The 18,064-nt window shown below is 32.4% G+C and carries 16 protein-coding genes; all 16 read left to right on the top strand.

All coding sequences use genetic code 11. The features are described 5' to 3' along the window. The first annotated feature begins 474 nt into the window (after positions 1-474). A complete protein-coding gene (locus AAC084_RS18970) occupies positions 475-3,807 on the top strand; it encodes an ATP-binding protein (RefSeq protein WP_339841866.1) in 3,333 nt (1,110 codons plus the stop codon). Positions 3,808-3,814: 7 nt separating this feature from the next. Continuing rightward, positions 3,815-4,939 carry a hybrid sensor histidine kinase/response regulator gene (locus tag AAC084_RS18975; protein WP_339841867.1) on the top strand — a complete coding sequence of 375 codons (1,125 nt, stop codon included), beginning with the start codon at positions 3,815-3,817 and terminating at the stop codon, positions 4,937-4,939. 267 nt (positions 4,940-5,206) lie between these two features. After that, a complete protein-coding gene (locus AAC084_RS18980) occupies positions 5,207-5,653 on the top strand; it encodes a hypothetical protein (RefSeq protein ID WP_339841868.1) in 447 nt (148 codons plus the stop codon). 646 nt (positions 5,654-6,299) lie between these two features. After that, positions 6,300-6,443 (top strand): hypothetical protein, encoded by a 144-nt coding sequence (locus tag AAC084_RS18985; protein ID WP_339841869.1) that lies wholly within the window; start codon positions 6,300-6,302, stop codon positions 6,441-6,443. 66 nt (positions 6,444-6,509) lie between these two features. Next, positions 6,510-6,695: a hypothetical protein gene (locus tag AAC084_RS18990; protein WP_339841870.1), complete on the top strand. Its 186-nt coding sequence runs from the start codon at positions 6,510-6,512 to the stop codon at positions 6,693-6,695. A 105-nt stretch (positions 6,696-6,800) separates the two neighbouring features. Further along, complete coding sequence (locus tag AAC084_RS18995) at positions 6,801-7,025, top strand: HPF/RaiA family ribosome-associated protein (RefSeq protein ID WP_339841871.1); 225 nt, start codon at positions 6,801-6,803, stop codon at positions 7,023-7,025. 651 nt (positions 7,026-7,676) lie between these two features. Then, entirely contained in the window at positions 7,677-7,988 is a 312-nt protein-coding gene (locus AAC084_RS19000; protein WP_339841872.1) for an integrase core domain-containing protein, read from the top strand. Between the two features lie 228 nt (positions 7,989-8,216). Then, positions 8,217-8,597, top strand: coding sequence for a VOC family protein (locus tag AAC084_RS19005; RefSeq protein ID WP_339841873.1), 381 nt, complete (start codon positions 8,217-8,219; stop codon positions 8,595-8,597). A 223-nt stretch (positions 8,598-8,820) separates the two neighbouring features. Next, the gene (locus AAC084_RS19010) at positions 8,821-10,353 is read left to right on the top strand and encodes a prolyl oligopeptidase family serine peptidase (protein WP_339841875.1); all 1,533 of its coding nucleotides are present in this window, start codon (positions 8,821-8,823) and stop codon (positions 10,351-10,353) included. Between the two features lie 92 nt (positions 10,354-10,445). Further along, complete coding sequence (locus tag AAC084_RS19015) at positions 10,446-10,883, top strand: DUF6090 family protein (RefSeq protein WP_339841877.1); 438 nt, start codon at positions 10,446-10,448, stop codon at positions 10,881-10,883. Between the two features lie 643 nt (positions 10,884-11,526). Next, a complete protein-coding gene (locus AAC084_RS19020; RefSeq protein ID WP_339841879.1) occupies positions 11,527-13,119 on the top strand; it encodes a HAMP domain-containing sensor histidine kinase in 1,593 nt (530 codons plus the stop codon). 97 nt (positions 13,120-13,216) lie between these two features. Next, positions 13,217-15,574, top strand: coding sequence for a 7TM diverse intracellular signaling domain-containing protein (locus AAC084_RS19025; protein WP_339841881.1), 2,358 nt, complete (start codon positions 13,217-13,219; stop codon positions 15,572-15,574). Positions 15,575-15,710: 136 nt separating this feature from the next. Further along, a complete protein-coding gene (locus AAC084_RS19030; protein ID WP_339841882.1) occupies positions 15,711-16,391 on the top strand; it encodes a hypothetical protein in 681 nt (226 codons plus the stop codon). A gap of 53 nt (positions 16,392-16,444) precedes the next feature. Further along, entirely contained in the window at positions 16,445-16,780 is a 336-nt protein-coding gene (locus tag AAC084_RS19035; RefSeq protein WP_339841884.1) for a hypothetical protein, read from the top strand. A 46-nt stretch (positions 16,781-16,826) separates the two neighbouring features. Next, positions 16,827-17,606, top strand: a complete 780-nt coding sequence (locus AAC084_RS19040; protein WP_339841886.1) for a HipA family kinase — start codon at positions 16,827-16,829, stop codon at positions 17,604-17,606. After that, positions 17,596-17,979 carry a DUF3037 domain-containing protein gene (locus tag AAC084_RS19045; protein ID WP_339841887.1) on the top strand — a complete coding sequence of 128 codons (384 nt, stop codon included), beginning with the start codon at positions 17,596-17,598 and terminating at the stop codon, positions 17,977-17,979. Before AAC084_RS19040 ends, AAC084_RS19045 begins: the two co-directional genes overlap by 11 nt. Positions 17,980-18,064: the final 85 nt, after the last annotated feature.

Below are 18,064 nucleotides of genomic sequence, written 5' to 3' on the forward strand. Positions count from 1 at the left end.
ACTGAAAATGGGAGAACAGCTTTTCTTGGTAATCCTTTTTTCCCTGCATAACTAATGTTAAGCAAAAACAGTATTTTTATCAAGGACTTGTGCAACAGGCACACCCAATAAAAATAATTGCTATTTTAGGCTTAAACAAAGGTAGTTGCACTTTTGTTACTTCTGATTATCCTTCGGAAAATCCTCGCACACAAACACGCAACATTTCATATACATAAACGTTACCTAACATAAGCCTTAGCGAACATAATTTTTGATGAAGAAAATTATATTGATTTTAAACTGAAAAGTTATTTTAATGTCCAGATTGATAAATCAATAATCATATTGAAACTTAAAATATATTATAGATGCCACTAATGAAAAGTAATCATTAAAAAATAACGTAACAAGTTGTAAAAAAGAAAAATATTATGATTTGTTTATTTTCTAATAAATAGTAATTTTAGAGTAGGCTTTGAAAAATTAAAAATTGTGATTAAAAAAATACAAAGCTTTTTCATTCTGCTCTTATTAGCAGGAAGCCTTTATGCCCAAACTCCTTTTATTCGCAATTTTCCACCAGAAGAGTATAAAGCTCACTCACAAAACTTTGCAACAGTGCAAGACCACCGTGGCGTTATGTATTTTGCAAATAACAATGGTGTATTGGAATATGATGGCACAAATTGGCGGAAAATAAATACACCATATGATCCGAGATCTATTTTTATAGACAGTATGGGTGTAGTTTATGTTGGTTTGAATGGTGATTTCGGATATTTACAACCGGATAGTCGTGGGAGTTTGCAATATAAATCATTAAGAGATAAAATTCCCGAAGAGCATCAGGATGTTAAAGCAGTCTGGGACATAAATACTTTAGGAAGTAAGGTTGTTTTTGTAGCTGCAAATAAAATATTTATACTGCAAAATGATAGCATTGATGTATTAGAAAGCGATGTTAATTCTATTAGACTTTTTGTTGTTGGTAATCGAATTTATATTCATAAAAGAGGAGAAAGCTTATATAGTTTGGAAGGCGATAGTCTTCGTCTTTTGCCGGGTAGCAGAGAACATTTTTACGACAAAAATGTCCGAGTCATGCTTCCTTACGAGAATGACGATATATTAATTGTTACAGATGAACAAGGGATTTTTATTTATAACCCAAACAATGCGCCATTCATACGGAAACCTGAAGAATTTGAAGCCGTAGATGATATCCTTATAAATAATAAAGCCTACTGCGGAACATTGTTATACAACGGGCATTTTGCCATTGGCACAAATTCAGGGGGCATTCTTGTTTTCGACAAAAAAGGCAAAATACATAGCCATTACAATAAACAAAATGGCTTACAAAGTAACAACATTTATTCTTTATTCACAGATTTAAACGGACAACTATGGACGTCTCTTGAAAGTGGGATTAGCCTTATTATGAATAATTTACCATTTGCAAACTATACTGATAAAAATGGATTAGATGGTTCAGTTTATTCCATACAGAAATTTAAAAATAAATTGTACGCAGGTACTTCCAATAATCTGTATATACAAAATAAAGAGAATAATTTTGAGAAAATTGAAGGTACAGAAGGGCAAAATTTTTTCATGCTTCAGGCAAAGGAAAAGTTATTATTAGGAAATAGCCAGAAAGGGATATTTTCTATAAATGATAATCAAGCATTACAATCGAAAAGTCTTAAGAATGTAAGTTCTGCTGTAGCAAAAAAATTGCACAAATATCCAAATTACATTATAACTTATGTATGGAATAAAGGCTTAGCATTACTTGAATACAAAAATGAGCAATGGGTATTCAAACATTTCATAATAGGCTTTGATAAAAACTTACGAAATATTGAAGAAGACAACAATGGGTACCTCTGGGTAGATGCTAACAACTCCTTATATCAACTTCGTTTAAACGAAACCCTAGATAGCGTAATATCCTCACAACATTACCCCATAGATAAATATCATTTACCAGTGGGTTCTCTAATACCATACCGATTGAATGATGGAGAAATTATTTTTGGTTCAGACAAAGGTATTTATCATTACATCTCTGATGGGGATTATTTTGAGCCACACCCAGACTTCTCTATGTTTACAGAAGGCATAAAATATATAAAACAAGATGTAAGTGGCAAGATATGGTTTGAGGAATATAAGAAAGGCGATTTTGCCGAAAAGGGGGTATTACAGTTAATTAATGGCAAATATGAAATTGTCAAAACCCCTTTTTTCAAATTTATCGATATACCTATTTCTAATGATTATTCTCTATATCCATACTCCGACAGCTTAGTTTATTTTGGTACAAATAAAGGGGTTTTAGAATATCATCCCAAGCAAAAAACGAATTACGATATCCCATTTAACACACTAATTCGTAATGTATTTATTGTTGATAGTTTAATTTATGGGGGTTCTCGTAATGATTCTTCTTTGATTTCTGATGGTCCGGTAATTTTAAAATACAAGGATAATAATCTGTTCTTTCATTATTCCGCTACTTTTTACGAAGAATCAGAAAAGAATTTATTCTCCTATCGCCTCATCGGTTCTTCCGATACCACATGGTCTGCCTGGACAAATAAGCACCAAAAAGAATACACCAACTTGCATGAAGGAAAATATATCTTTGAAGTAAAATCTCAAAACATTTATCGAAAACAAGGTGTTAAAGCAGCCTTTGCCTTCGAAATACATCCTCCATGGCAACGAACATGGTGGGCTTTTTCTATATATGGGATTTTAGCGATCGGTCTTGTTTGGTTACTCATTAGAATAAACTCAGCACGGTTGAAACGGCAAAATGAATTGCTAAAGCAAACTGTAAAAGAACGCACTGCTGATATAATACAACAAAAGGAAGAATTATTAGCGAAAAATAACAAACTCATTGAACTCGACCACTTCAAAGAAGGCATGACTGGCATGATTGTTCATGATTTGAAGAATCCTTTAAGTACAATAATTGGCTTATCTAAATCACAAGAAATTGTTCAGGCTGGTAATCAAATGTTGAACATGGTACTCAATATTTTAGATGTGCAAAAGTTTGAAGATGCGGAAATGAAACTGCAGGTATCAGAATTTCATGCAGCTGGAGTTATTAATGATTCAATAAAACAAGTACAGCCATTGTATGATCGAAAATCAATAGAAATAAAGCAAAACATAAATGCAAAAGCCAATCTGCAAGCAGATAAAGAAATTATAAATCGGGTAATCGTAAATATCCTTACTAATGCAATAAAGTATACTCCAAACAATGGTTCAATTACAATCAATGCTGATCCTGTTGAGGATTCTGACTTTATTAAAATTTCTATTACAGATACCGGAGAAGGAATTCCAAAGGATAATCTTGCATCCGTTTTCGATAAGTTCTCTCAAGTGGCAGCTAAAAAGTCAGGGGGAGTTGCATCAACAGGTTTGGGATTGACCTTTTGTAAACTGGCTATTGAGGCTCATGGCGGAGAAATTGGGGTCGAATCCAAATATGGAGAGGGAACTACATTCTGGTTTATTCTACCAAAAGCAAAGGCAGCAATATCTGAAATTATAGAAATTGAAGATACAAAGATTAAGGAGCTTGAAACATACAAACAACTTACAGATGTAGATATAGCCTACTTGGCTCCATTCATTATATCTTTAAAAAAGTTTACCGTTTATGAGTTTAGTGATATAATCACGATTCTGAATACAATTAAAACAAAAGAGAGTAATGCAGTTCTTAAATGGAAAATGAATATTGAAAATGCAGTGAGGGCTTGTAATGAAGAAAAATATAACGAACTACTAAAATAAAAAAGCGATGGGTAAAACTACGATTCTTGTTATAGACGATGAACAAAGATTTTTAGATATTATAACAAATACGCTCAAAGCATCTAATTATAAAGTGATACAGGCGCTGAATGGAGAAATGGGATGTATGGTTGCGCGAAAATTTATTCCCGATATCATTATCTGCGATTGGGAAATGCCGGTTATGAATGGTATTGATGCCATTAAAATCCTTAAACAGGATGATTTGACTAAAGACATCCCTATAATTATGGCAACAGGTGTAATGACCACAGCAGAAAACCTGAACATGGCATTATCTGCTGGAGCAATTGATTATATTCGGAAACCCATTGTTCCTATTGAACTTCTTGCTAGACTGAATTCTGCTTATAAACTAGCATCATCTTATGCTGAAATAAAAGTAAAGAATGATAAAATTATGGAACAGTTTAACGAGCTTAAACTTTTAAATGCAACAAGAGATAAATTTTATGCCATCATTTCTCATGACCTAAGGAGCCCCTTCAATGGTATATTAGGGCTTACAGATTTATTAGTTGAAAACTATGGTGATTACGATGATTCTGAGAGAAAAGAAATTATTTTTTTGTTAAGAGAATCATCCTATTCTGCATTTGAATTACTAGAAAACTTACTTTCTTGGTCACAAATACAAAGAGGGCAAATAAAAATTAATAAAGAAAATCTCAACTTAAAAGAATTGGTTGAAACAAGTATTGCTCCTTATAAGTACAATAGTTCGAAAAAAAATATTGAGATAATAACAAATATCCCCCCCCTTACTAAGATTTTCATTGATAAGAATACCTCAATGACATTTATTGGAAATTTGGTAAATAATGCGATAAAGTTTACTCCTGAAGGAGGGACAATTACAATTAGTTATAATGAAAATGATGCTAATATTGAACTGCACATTATTGATACTGGTGTTGGCATGACTTCAGAAGTTATTGGGAGATTGTTCAGGATTGACGAAAACATATCAACCAATGGAACTAATAATGAAAAAGGTACAGGATTGGGACTTATTCTTTGTAAGGAATTTATACAAAAAAATGGCGGCGATATTTCAGTAATAAGTGAAGTAGGAAAAGGCAGCGATTTTATTGTAACACTTTCTAAGTAAAATGATTCATAAATCCATAATAGCTATTGAATTACGTTAGGTAACAAAAAAAAAATATAGGTCATTTTGCGGATAATGCTAAATTTGAAAATGTGTCCATTTAATATACAGCGGTGCTTTAAAATACCAAACGCCCCATATTTAAACCGTTGAATCAATAGCTCAAAAATAAGAATAAAACCTTCTTTGAACTTCACAAGGAAAAACATCTACGCAACCTAAATATATTTATTACATCTAATTAATAGCATAGTAAATTGTCAAGTTATGAATCGGATTATTATAATTGTCCTATCTATTTTTCTCATTTCCTGTGAGAAAAACGGATTAAATTCTCAAGATGAAATTGAATTTCAAGCTGGAAAGTTTCCCCAAAAATGGGAGTTAGTAAAGATGTCTGGTATGGTGGCAAATGAACCACCTACGGAAGGCAATGATATGGATTGGCAAGAAAGTTATGTTTTAAAAGCGGATGGCGCATTTATAAAATCCAGAGTTAGTAATGAAGAAACAGCTATAGTAACTGGCCTTTATAAAATAGTGAAACTAGAAGATGGCGAGTACCTGAAATTGTCACATGAATCGTTCAGCGATATTATTGGAAATTGCACTAACAGTTCAGAAGAATATCTAAGATTTGAATCTGTCAATTCTCTCATTGGAACTTGGTGGGCTTGCGATGGGCCAGGCCTTTTCTATGGAAGGACTCAATAAAATTATTTATCCAATTAGATTAATTACTTCTTTTAACTAATTACAGATTTCGAAATTTTCAAAATTTGAAATCTTAAAAAAGGTAGTTGGTTTGCGCAAATGGACTTTACTCGAACGCAACTGTTACGCAGATTGACTTCACTCAAACGCAACTGTCGCATTGAGGAACTTACCACTCAGACAAAAAAGCTAACTCGGACGGAAAAAACGTTGGGTAACAATACCTATAGCAAATAGAACGAAAAGTACTAAATTTAATAGCTTGAGCTTAGTTGTCTAGTCCGCCAATCCGATAGCTATCGGGATTGGATTTTGCTTTTAAAAGAAAAAAACAAAATGTAAAAATTCGTCTCTGTGTTATCCCTATAACTATTTAGACCAAACGTCAGCGTCCTTTTACATGCTCATTTCAAACAACCATTAACTGTAAAATAGTAAGCCTGACTAAAAGCTACATAACAAAACAATTAAGTTATTAGTTGTTTCAGTGAAACCTTCATTCGAAAATCATTAGCAGCTCTTAACCATTTAAGCATATGCCAATGAGTTAAGTAATTTTAACATTAAACTCCTGATTTTAAGACAACATTGTAAGAGTTCGGGTATTTAACCCTTATACTATCTATGAACGTTTAAAACGATGTAAATGGGAATGATAAAAGATAGAAAGAAATTCAAAAGAACAAAAGAACAGACCAATCCAACAAATCCGACCGGTAATACTGACCAACTTACCAATCATTTTGATTATGATGAGACGACTGTGAAAAAACAACAAAACAAAAATTAAGGGAATTGAAAAATACATAAGAGCAGAAGGAAAAAAGGAAAGAGTAATCTATTAAAACAAATACATATGAGTACAACATATTTGAATACTAAGTCAAGAGGAATAACGAAAACAGTAGCTGAATTTTCCAAGCAGGATGGTCAGAGCAACAAAGAGTTCCGTGAATTTATCAAGGAACAAGTGGTGGAGCATAGGAAAGAGGGAATGGACGTATTCAAGTCACCGAGACCAGGAGATAACCAAAAGAACTAAAAACCTCATAACGAGAATCAAAAAAGGAGTATTACAAAGGACTAAAAGGCTATTCAAAAAACTTAAATAGCCTTTTAGAAACCTTTAATAAAAGCATAATAAACTATGACAATTCAAATAAATACTGACAAAACAATTTCTGGAGAACAAAGGAGCGGTGATTTTTTTAACTCTCAAATTGCCAAAGCATTAGAACTGTTCGAATCTCATATTACCAGAATAGAGGTTCACTTAAAAGATGTGAATAGAAAAAAGGATGGATTTAATGATATCTCGTGTCTACTAGAGGCTAGACTTGAAGGCAGACAACCCATTGCTATCAGTAAATAGACAAACACAATTGATCTTGCCGTAGCAGGTGCAATTGACAACATAAAAAGTACCATTGAAACCATTATAGTAAAAAGTCAAAAGCATTAATATTTATAAAAAATTAAATATAATATTGATTTTGAATCAACAGATGAAATGAGGGATAATGAAAAAAGTACCTTTTAGAAATCTAGTTAAAAGTTAAGTTTGATAAAAAAACGCAGTTAAATAAAATGTTTTATATGATTTAATAACTAGATTAAAATCTATTACAATAAAGTAACAATCTAAAAAATACATAAAATTTAAAGTATACTCTCTAGAACTTATCTGCCTAAATTAAAGCATAAAATTACCGCCATTTCAGATAAATATTTTGTTCTTCAAATAAAAGGAATTACTACATTCATTCGATTATTTAAGCTTAAAAAGCAATACACCAAAATCGAAAAAACAACTTTACATGAAGAAACTAATCCTTATCCTTTCTTTTACTTTTCTAGGTTGTACAAATAGTGTTCCTGAAAATCAATTGAAAAACTCTCAGTTGTCGATTCGAAAAAACTAAAAAGAATTCAAATATTAAATGTTAGTTTTTTTTATTTTGGTTCCGTTCGCACTATTCAACGATTTACACAACTCTCTTACTGGTTTATCGAACTTGGAATCATGCCTGTCTTTTTAGACCCGGCACCCCCCGAACAGAATGGACGACATGAATGCATGCACCGTGATCTGAAGGCCGCTTGCGCCAAATCCTTGGCTTATGATTTAAAAGCCCAACAAAGACGTTTATACCACTTTGTGAAAGAATATAATCATACCAGGCCTCATGAAGCCTTGGGATTGGAAACCCCTGCTTCTATTCATGATTTCTCCAATAGACCTTTTCCAGAAAGAATACTTAAATTCGAATATGGGAGCAATATGAAAATAATGAAGGTTTATCAAAACGGGTCTGTCAGATGGAAATCATATTAATGGGTATATCTAACTGCAGCACTCAAAGGTAAATATGTAGCTATAGAGGGTATGGGAATGGGCATTCGAAAGGTGTTTTTTAGAAACGTATTTTTAGGTTTTTTTAATGAAAATAATATCAGAAATAAACAAGTATCAATAAGGTTAAGTCAACATATGGTGTAAACTATGTCCCTTTAACTTTGTAAACTATCTGCCTTAACGAACATGTAAATCGACCGAAAGAATATGAATTTAAATCAGATAACAGTTCCATCATTGGATTTGACAAAATCAATCCCCTTTTACGAAAAATTAGGGCTAAAATTGATTGTAAAATCTCTCCCTCATTACGCACGATTTGAATGCCCAAATGGAAACTCAACTTTTTCAATTCATCAAACAGAGATATTGCCAAAAGGAGATGGAATATATGTTTATTTTGAATGTGAAAATCTAGAAGAACAAGTTGAAAAAATAAAAGAAAGCGGAATTAAGTTTGAACAAGAACCAACTGACCAAAATTGGCTGTGGAAAGAAGCACGATTAAAAGATGTTGATGGAAATCAACTGATATTATTTTATGGTGGAGAAAACAGATTAAATCCACCTTGGAGAATATATAGTTGAGCAGTATGAATAACAAAAAACGACAAACAGTAATGTATAAAAATAATAGCGGTTTAATCGCTTAAACAAAATTAAGTAAATATAAAAAAGGTCAGTATTAAACCGAAAAGTTAGCATTTCAAAATTCGCTACTATTCGTATAAGAGACGGTGACAAGCTAAAAAAACACCCGTAACAATCATTGAATTATTGCATCTTTAAAATGAACACTAATACCTAAACAATGAGAACTATAATTCTAGTAGCCTTAGTTTTTTTCCAAGTATGTTTAGCAAATGGACAGACATCATTAAAAGAAATAAACCTAAAAAGCGGAGCGTATAATGTAGGTTTTAAACATTATACAACAATCGATAGCACAAGACTTTATATAATTGAAAATGACTTTAATAATCAATTAGTTTACAGGCCAATACCAGTTAGCATATGGTATCCAGCCGTAATTGACAATAAAAATTCTAAACAGTTAACAGTTTTAGATTATTTGCAGATTTTAAAAGAAGAGGAAGAATCGAAAAACTTGCCAAACGAGTTATTGTTGGATTGGTTTCCTGAATTAGGGGACACACCGCAAAATAGGGCCCATTTGTCTGAAAAAGTAAATGCCTTGTTGAATACCAATTTTCTGGAAGGAAAATTCCCGGTAATAGTTTATGCACCAAGCTATCAAGCCTCATCAATTGAAAATTTTGCATTATTCGAATATTTGGCAAGTAATGGTTACGTAGTAATATCAAGCCCTTCAAGAGGAACAGATACAAGATGGTTAGAAGGAGGAACTACAAAAGATATGGAAACGCAATCTAGAGATGTAGAATTTCTTTTAAAAGAAATTCATAAATACGAATATATAGACTTCGATAGAATAGCACTTATGGGCTTTAGTTTTGGCGGACTATCCAATGCTATAACGGTCATGAAAAATAAGAAAATAAGTGCATTAGTGAGCTTAGATGGAACTGAAAGATATAATTACCCTGTATTAGAAAAATCACCTTACTTTAACGTAGATAGGTTCAATATTCCTTATGTCCATTTTGCTCAAAAAGATATTCCAGTAGAAATACTTACAAGTGATAAAATACCCGCCGAGTTAAATTATAAATTCCAACTGTACGATTCTTTAAACTATAGTGATACCTACAGTTACAAATTCCATGACCTAACACATTCCTATTTTGGTACTGTTGGTGTTTTATTTTCATATAGAGACAAAAGACAAGATAAAAGTGACGATAAAATTATGGCGTCTTACAAACTACTTTCTCAACACACCTTGCAATTTTTAAATGCTACTTTGAAAAATGAGGAGAGCGCAAAGGAATTCATTGAAAATAGCCCAGATAAAAATGGTATTTTGAAAAACTTGGTTTCGAAAAAAATAAAAAAATCACTTACAAAAGAGTTTGATTATAATGATTTCAAGAATTTGGCTCTCAATCAGGGTCATCGAGATTTAATCCCCCTATACGAAAAAACAGTAGCGAAGCATTCAACACTTAAGCTTGAAGAAGGTATGTTAAACAACCTTGGCATTCGATTATCATTTAACGCTGGAAAGATGGAGCAAGGTATAAATGTCTTTTTATTGGCTCTACATATCTATCCGAAATCAGCAAACTTATATGATAGTTTGGCCCTAGCTTATCTTTATAATCAAGATCATAAAAATGCTATTGCTAACTTCAAGAAGTCATTGAAGTTAAATCCCGAAAATCAGCATGCAATTGATAAACTTAAACAATTGACGGAATAGAACCAGCTATTAATAAAACCTAAACGTTAGACTTCATGATGACCAACCATTAAGAAATGATAAAATTCTTTAGAAAAATACGCCACGACCTTATGGAGAAAAATAAAACTGGAAAGTATTTGAAATATGCCATTGGTGAAATTATCCTTGTAGTCATTGGAATTTTGATAGCTCTTTCTCTTAATAATTGGAAAGAAGAAATTAAAGCAACACAAGATTTAAAAACATCTATGAATTTAACGCTGGATGATTTATCACAAGATATTGCTTTTTACAATCTACAAATTGAAAAAATAGCAACCAGAATATTACTTCTTAATAATTTTGCGCAAGGGAACTATTCGTATATTGATATTGAAACAATTTCTGGTGAGGTATCTAAGAATGTTCCATATAAAATTTTCGGAACAACGCATATAAGTTTAAAAGAGGATAGAAAATTTAGTGTGATTAAGAACCTGGAGTTGAAAAAGAAAATCACTTTCTATTATGAAGTGTCTTGTAAAACATATTCTCAATTCTCAAATTGACACTATTGAAAGTTATATTGTTCTTAATCTTCCTTTAAAAAGAGGCTATTTAGTCAACTCAAAAGATGTAATTAAATCATTAGAGAATAGCAAATTGGTTAGTTTAATAAACTATCAATTAACAATTAATGATGAAGCATTAATAATGTTAAAGAATAACAAACTGTTGGCAGAAGAATTGAGTAAAATAATTAATTCTGAATTTAATTAGATTTGAATAAAACTTAAGAAGAATTGAGGTAAAAACAATTCATTTCTTCCATAATACAAGACACTAATATTCTAGCCATGTAGTTACGCTTTAATATTTTATATGCTTTGTCTAAAACTACCATCTACCTGTATTTCAAAAGCTTTCTAATAGTATTATTTTATTCATTCTCCCTTCTTAGACCCTTATTATATGCATTGAATTCAACTAGTGTGAAAAGCATAAAAGTACTTTTACAAAAATTTTAGTACGGTCTTTCAAAACATTATTCTTGTATCGAATATGCTTCTTAAATAAATAAAGAAAGGTTTTTCTTACAACATTTATTAAACGTTCTACGTTATCTAATGAGGTTTCAAATTAAAATTGGCTCTATTTTTCTATAGACCATAAAACTATTAGGTAACAGTTTGGAATTAATTAATAAATAGGATGGTAAAAAAAGCTAAAAGTTCAGGAAGACAATTTTGGGTAGGTCTTACTTCAATTTTATTGGGATTAGTTGTGATAATCGGTTGGCGGTTAGAGATTCAAGTACTCATGACTATTGTACCTGGCTATGAATCCATGAAAATAAATACGGCACTTTTCTGCATACTTTCAGGGATTGTGTTAGTTCTATTGAGCCTTAATAAAAATCGCAAACAAATACTATTTCTTTCGTCATTTCTAGCTGTTTTTGCTTTCGCCTCTTTATTACAAGATATACTTTCTGTAAATTTTGGAATGGACCAACTTTTTATTTTAGATAAAACGGCTATAGAAAAGGGCCATATGACCCCTGGTCGACCATCACCTATAACCTCGCTTTGTTTTGGTTTGCTCGGAATAGTTTTCACTATTATCCGTTCGAAAAGTTTACACTTTAGAAAAGCAGCACAATACATATCACATATAATCACTTTTCTTTCTTTTATAGCCATACTAGGGTATCTTTTTAAAGTACCAACTTTCTATAAATTATCTTTTTTTACATCGATGGCTATCCATACCTCTATTACGCTTTTCTCTCTGTCAATTGCTGTTGCTTTGGTCAATCGTGAATTCGGAGTTACAGCATTATTTAGTGGAGAGAAAATAGGTAATGTTATGGCCCGAAACTTGTTCAAAAAAATGCTACCTGCAATTTTGTTTCTTGGGTTCTTTCAATTGATACTATTGAGAATGAACATTTTAACCGTTGATTTCGGTATAGCCCTATTCACTACTTGTTTTATATTAATTATTTTATATGCTTTATGGTCAACGGCAAAATTGCTTAATAGAATTGATGACCAAAGAAAGGTTGCTAGAGAAAAAATCATAAAAACAAATAAAAACCTAGAGAAAACAGTAGGTGAGCGAACTTCTTATTTAACCAAACAAAATAAGCAATTAGAAGATTTTTCTTATATAATATCACACAACTTACGTGGCCCAATGGGAAATCTTAAATCACTTTTGAACTTTTATAAAAAAGAAGAAGAGATAGAGGGTAAAGATTTGTTGATGGATTATTTCAATACAACAGTTGGTAATCTATCTGGTACACTTGACGATTTATTAGAGGTTGTTACCATTCGTAATAATTCTAAAAAAGAAAAAAGCATAATAGCTTTTAAGGATGTTTTTTCAAAAATATTAGAGAATTTCCAAGGACAGATTATGGAGACCAATGCAATTATAACTTCTGACTTTTCGAAAGAACCAGAACTAAATTATTCATCTGTCTATTTAGAAAGCATAATGCACAACCTTTTCAGCAATTCCTTAAAATATAGGTCAAAAGATCGTGTGCCTAAAATACATTTTGAAACAAGAAAAACAGGTGATAAAATTGAACTGTTAGCTAGTGACAACGGCCTTGGCATGAATATGAAGACTCACGGAAGTCGCCTATTTGGATTACACAAAACATTTCATAAACACCCTGATGCGAAGGGAGTCGGTCTTTTTATAACCAAAGCACAAGTAGAAGCTATGGGAGGGGGAATAAGTGTACAAAGTGAAGTTGACAAGGGGTCTACTTTTGAAGTAATATTCTAAATCACATCACAAATCTACTTACTAGTTTATGTATATACACAACAGAAATTATCGATTTAAAAAGCTATTTACTCTTATTATAGTATGCTTCATATTTGTGTCTGTTAAGGCACAACTTATCATAAACGACACACACGTAGAGTTCATTTCCGTTCGTCCCCAAGCAGAACTATTTCTTGCTGGCCAGAAAACGTATAGTATTGACGACATTCTTCGGTTGAAAAACGAACTTCCATTTTCCCCTTTAACTGACTATAAAGAAAACTACGGTTTTTCTGATGATAATTTTTGGATTAAGTTCGAAATCAAAAACGATACAGAGCATACTGTTGATTATTATCTTGAAACAGGACGTCCATTTACAGACGAACTCACGCTTTATCAATTTGGGCCAGATGGGAGAAAAGATACCCAATATAGTGGTGACCAAATTGCATTTAAGCAAAAGAGTGTCATGCAGCGAAAATCGGTATTTACAATCCACCTTCTTCCAGGTGAAACAACCTCTGCCTTTATACATATGAAGAGTGATGGTCAAGAAGTTATGCTCACCTTAAGGTTATATTCACAAAATGAGTTTATGTTCAGGTCTTATAATGAACAATTATTCAATGGCCTTTTTTACGGTATTTTAATGTTGGCCTTCATTATATACCTATTTTTCTTTTTTGCATTGAAAGATTCCGTATTCATTTATTATAGTTTCTATGTATTATCTATTGCTATGCTGCAGTTTGCTCTCGATGGATTTTTTCATCAATATGTTATACCAGAAGGAGGGTTGTTATTAAATCAGTTAACACTTGCAACAGCACTTATTTGCTTGATCTTCCTTTTTAAATATATAGGTACATTTTTGAGGATAAAACATTACTTAAGACCTATGCACAAACTGTTTACAATTCTTTCAGTTATTGTTACCATTTGTCTTACTGCACTATTCCTGGCACCTAAATATTCGGCATTTTATTATCCGATTACTAACCTACTTGGGTTTGCTATATTGGTACTGGTCATTTGTTCAATCATCGTGCTAAAATTTAAAAAAGCACCTGTAGATATATTTTTTATTGCAGGAATATCCTTTTTAATTCTGGGTTTCGTATTCTTTATACTGAACAATTTTAATTTTATTCAAAATTCATTTTTCACTGAGAACGGCACAAAATTAGGTATAGGACTGGAGATTATTTTGCTATCCCTATCTATGAGCAACAGAATTCGAGGCCTAAGGATGGAAAACGAAATGAATCATACATTGGCATTACAACGTGCGGAGGACATGAACGACATGAAATCCTCATTTCTTTCTAATATCAGTCATGAGTTACGAACACCACTAAACTTGATTATGGGGGTAGCTACCTCACTTAAGAGCACCAAAGAAAATAATAATCACCAAGAAAATTATGATCTTATATTAAAATCATCAGAAACCCTTTTGGGATATATTGAAGATATATTGGACTTCACCATCATCGAGAAAGAAGGACAGCAACTAGAGAAAACCTCTTTTGACCTAGCTTCAGTTATACAGAGAACAATCTATGTCAACAAGAGAAAAGCAGAAATAAAAGGGTTGCAATTCGACTTTAGCCTCTCAGAAGAGCTACCCAAAAAAGTAATTGGTGACCCAACCAAACTGAAACAGATACTGAACAATCTTCTTGACAATGCGATAAAATTTACATCGTTAGGTTCTATAAAAGTTCATCTTGAACCAGTTATCATAAAGGGCGAATCCATTAAACTTAAAATAACGATTACAGATACTGGCATAGGTATTACCGCAAATAAAATGAGTACTATTTATGAGTCTTTTGCCAAAAGATCCTATATCGATAAGCGAGAATTCAGTGGTCTTGGGTTAGGACTATATATCGTAAAAACTTACGTAGATCTGTATGATGGTACTATTAAGATTAGTAACAACAACCCAAAACCAGGCACCAATTGTTCGGTAGTCTTAGAGTTTCAATTGGAAGAGGAAAGTCTTGATAATAAAAGTTTTAACCCTGTCGAAGTTTTGGAGAACCAGAACCATCATCTTGATAGATGTGATATCCTCTTGGTCGAAGACAATAAAATGAACCAAATGGTCATCAACATGTTCGTCAAAAATTGGAAAAATTTCACATTAACCATTGCGAACAATGGACAGGAGGCCTTGGAAAAAATCAAAGAAAAATCGTTTGACCTAATTCTAATGGATCTTCAAATGCCTATAATGGACGGTTTTGAGACGATGTCAATTATCAGGAGTGGCGAAGCTGGTGCTGCTATTATGGATATTCCGATAATCGTAATAACAGCAGATATTACAGAAAATACCAAAAGGGAAGTTCTAAGGTTAGGGGCCAATGATTATATGACCAAGCCAGTAAACAGAGAGCTACTTTTAAGCATGATAACAAAAAATATTAGCCAAACTTGGTCAAAGGAACATAAATCGTAATTCTTTATATTATTCCTTCCCTTGCTTCTTTACGTATTCCGTTTTATTCTTTTATTATAATAGCTACCTACTCTTTACTACAAAGATTATTTAATTCTTATCTTTCTAATGAATTATAATCTATAACTCACAAACCATGAAGAACTTAATCACAGTATTAATTTTTACAGGACTATTGATTTCTTGTAATACATCGGACAAAACAAAAAAGGCTTCGGAAGAAGTCTCAGAAACAGAAATGGCTACAGAAAGCTCATCAAAAGAAGCCAAAAAAAACTTAAAGGCTATTGAGAGCGATGAAGATTTAATTGCAACAGCATTAATGGCAGCTCCTGAAAAAAGTAGAGCTTCAGCTAAAGTTATAGTATTTAACATGGCGGGTGAATTTGTAACACTTAAAGAAGGTGATAATGAGTTTATTGTTCTTGCAGATGATCCAACCAAAGATGGCTTTAATGCCGCATGTTATCATAAGAACCTTGAACCTTTTATGGCAAGAGGAAGAGCATTAAGAGCAGAAGGCAAGTCGGCTGAAGATGTATTTGCAATGCGAGAAGAAGAAATGAAATCAGGAAAACTTAAAATTACTCCTGGTTCAACACTACATATCTATTACGGGCCTAATACCATGTACGACCCAGAAACTGCAGCTGTTGATGGCGCACAAATGCGTTATGTAACCTATATTCCTTGGGCCACTTCAGAAACTATTGGTATACCTGAAGCACCTACGGCACCAAATCATCCTTGGCTTATGAATGCCGGTACACACAGAGCACATATTATGATTTCACCTTTACCAAAAGATAAAGAGTAAAATTAATAAGGAAGTAGAAAAAAGAATACAAAGAAAAGAAAGTCCTGAAAAATATGAAAAAACCAATTCTAAACTACATTGGTTGGACGTTGATAGCTTTTTTATTAGGGTTTGTTCACATGCGTATCGTATTAGGACCTTCGCCAGAACCATCTTCAGGCGCACTGAAGATGTTTAATGGTCTTCATGAATTTGTTTTCATTTATGTAGGGTCAATTATCGGTAGTATTATTGCGGTAATATTTATTTTACTAGATGTTTTCTACTTCAAAAAAAAACTTAGTAATAATACCAATGCAACTCTCATTCGTTTACTACTTATTATTTTCATTGCCATTGTGGTGGGGTCAACCCATTATATTTTAGAGGAAGTTGTGAATGTAATTTAATTTTACATACCCAATAGATTATTGCACAAACTCTATCTTAGCATTTATGAATACACTTGATATTAGAACAGTTGATGTTGTTCAATATTTACAACCATTACGAGAAGGAGGTTCAATGCCTGCTATTGTAAAGGCGGATGATGATTTTTTATACGTTTTAAAATTTAGAGGTTCAGGCCAAGGTAAAAAATCACTTATTGCCGAATTTATAGGTGGAGAATTAGCACGTGCTATTGGCTTAAAAGTCCCGGAACTAGTATTTATGAATCTAGATGATTCCTTTCGAAATACCGAACCAGACGAAGAGATTCAAGATTTATTGAAGTTTAGTGTTGGGCTAAATCTAGGATTACATTTTCTTTCAGGCGCCATTACCTTCGACCCACTGATTTCAAGGGCAGATGCTATGACTGCTTCAAAAGTTGTGGTGTTAGATAGTCTTATCAGTAATATCGACCGTACAGCTAAAAATGCTAATCTATTATACTGGCACAATGAATTGTGGGTTATTGATAATGGAGCAAGCTTCTATTTTCACCATAACTGGGAAATTTGGGAGAGTCACCTTTCAAGAACATTCCCTTTTATAAAAGATCATGTCTTATTAGAGCAGGCAAATGATTTAACCGAAGCAGCTCATGAAATTCATGGTTTACTTACACCAGAAAAAATCACCGATATTGTTTCGAATATACCCGAAGATTGGTTGATTAGTGACTCAGATTTTTTAAATACCGATGAAAAAAGAGCAGCCTATATTCAATTTATAACCACTAAACTATCTATGATTGATGTATTAGTTAAAGAAGCTGAAGATGCAAGATAGATATACCTTTAAGTATGCCATTATTAGAATCGTACCTAAAGTAGAGCGAGAAGAATTCTTTAATGTGGGCGTCATTCTATTCTGCAAGCGAACAAAGTTTTTAGATATTAAGTATCATATCGATGAAGAAAAGTTAAACGCCTTTTCTCCAGAAATAGAGTATGGAATATTAAATGATTACTTAAAGGCTTGGAAATTAATATGTGAAGGGAACGCATCTGGTGGACCTATAGGAAAATTAGATTTATCTGACCGATTCGGTTGGTTGACTGCTTGTAGAAGTACTGTTATTCAAAGTTCAACCACCCGATCAGGATTAAGTTTTGACCCACAGTTGGAGTTGGAAGATATATTTAATAAATATGTTTTGTAATTTACACTGATCAATTAATAATATAGGTGAACAAATAAACCATAATTTTTAAGCTTAAAATTTATCATGAAATCTTAATGGATTT

Origin of the sequence: uncultured Maribacter sp. (genome assembly GCF_963977385.1) — a bacterium.
In the GTDB taxonomy this organism is placed as follows: Bacteria; Bacteroidota; Bacteroidia; order Flavobacteriales; family Flavobacteriaceae; genus Maribacter.

What these genes read in the sequence shown, in the direction of transcription:
- AAC084_RS19035 (WP_339841884.1), top strand. Translation starts at nt 16,445, where the DNA reads ATGAAAAAACCAATTCTAAACTACATTGGTTGGACGTTGATAGCTTTT.
- AAC084_RS18990 (WP_339841870.1), top strand. Translation starts at nt 6,510, where the DNA reads ATGAGTACAACATATTTGAATACTAAGTCAAGAGGAATAACGAAAACA.
- AAC084_RS19005 (WP_339841873.1), top strand. Translation starts at nt 8,217, where the DNA reads ATGAATTTAAATCAGATAACAGTTCCATCATTGGATTTGACAAAATCA.
- AAC084_RS18980 (WP_339841868.1), top strand. Translation starts at nt 5,207, where the DNA reads ATGAATCGGATTATTATAATTGTCCTATCTATTTTTCTCATTTCCTGT.
- AAC084_RS19000 (WP_339841872.1), top strand. Translation starts at nt 7,677, where the DNA reads ATGCCTGTCTTTTTAGACCCGGCACCCCCCGAACAGAATGGACGACAT.
- AAC084_RS19030 (WP_339841882.1), top strand. Translation starts at nt 15,711, where the DNA reads ATGAAGAACTTAATCACAGTATTAATTTTTACAGGACTATTGATTTCT.
- AAC084_RS18995 (WP_339841871.1), top strand. Translation starts at nt 6,801, where the DNA reads ATGACAATTCAAATAAATACTGACAAAACAATTTCTGGAGAACAAAGG.
- AAC084_RS18985 (WP_339841869.1), top strand. Translation starts at nt 6,300, where the DNA reads ATGGGAATGATAAAAGATAGAAAGAAATTCAAAAGAACAAAAGAACAG.
- AAC084_RS18975 (WP_339841867.1), top strand. Translation starts at nt 3,815, where the DNA reads ATGGGTAAAACTACGATTCTTGTTATAGACGATGAACAAAGATTTTTA.
- AAC084_RS19045 (WP_339841887.1), top strand. Translation starts at nt 17,596, where the DNA reads ATGCAAGATAGATATACCTTTAAGTATGCCATTATTAGAATCGTACCT.
- AAC084_RS19010 (WP_339841875.1), top strand. Translation starts at nt 8,821, where the DNA reads ATGAGAACTATAATTCTAGTAGCCTTAGTTTTTTTCCAAGTATGTTTA.
- AAC084_RS19040 (WP_339841886.1), top strand. Translation starts at nt 16,827, where the DNA reads ATGAATACACTTGATATTAGAACAGTTGATGTTGTTCAATATTTACAA.
- AAC084_RS19015 (WP_339841877.1), top strand. Translation starts at nt 10,446, where the DNA reads ATGGAGAAAAATAAAACTGGAAAGTATTTGAAATATGCCATTGGTGAA.
- AAC084_RS19020 (WP_339841879.1), top strand. Translation starts at nt 11,527, where the DNA reads ATGGTAAAAAAAGCTAAAAGTTCAGGAAGACAATTTTGGGTAGGTCTT.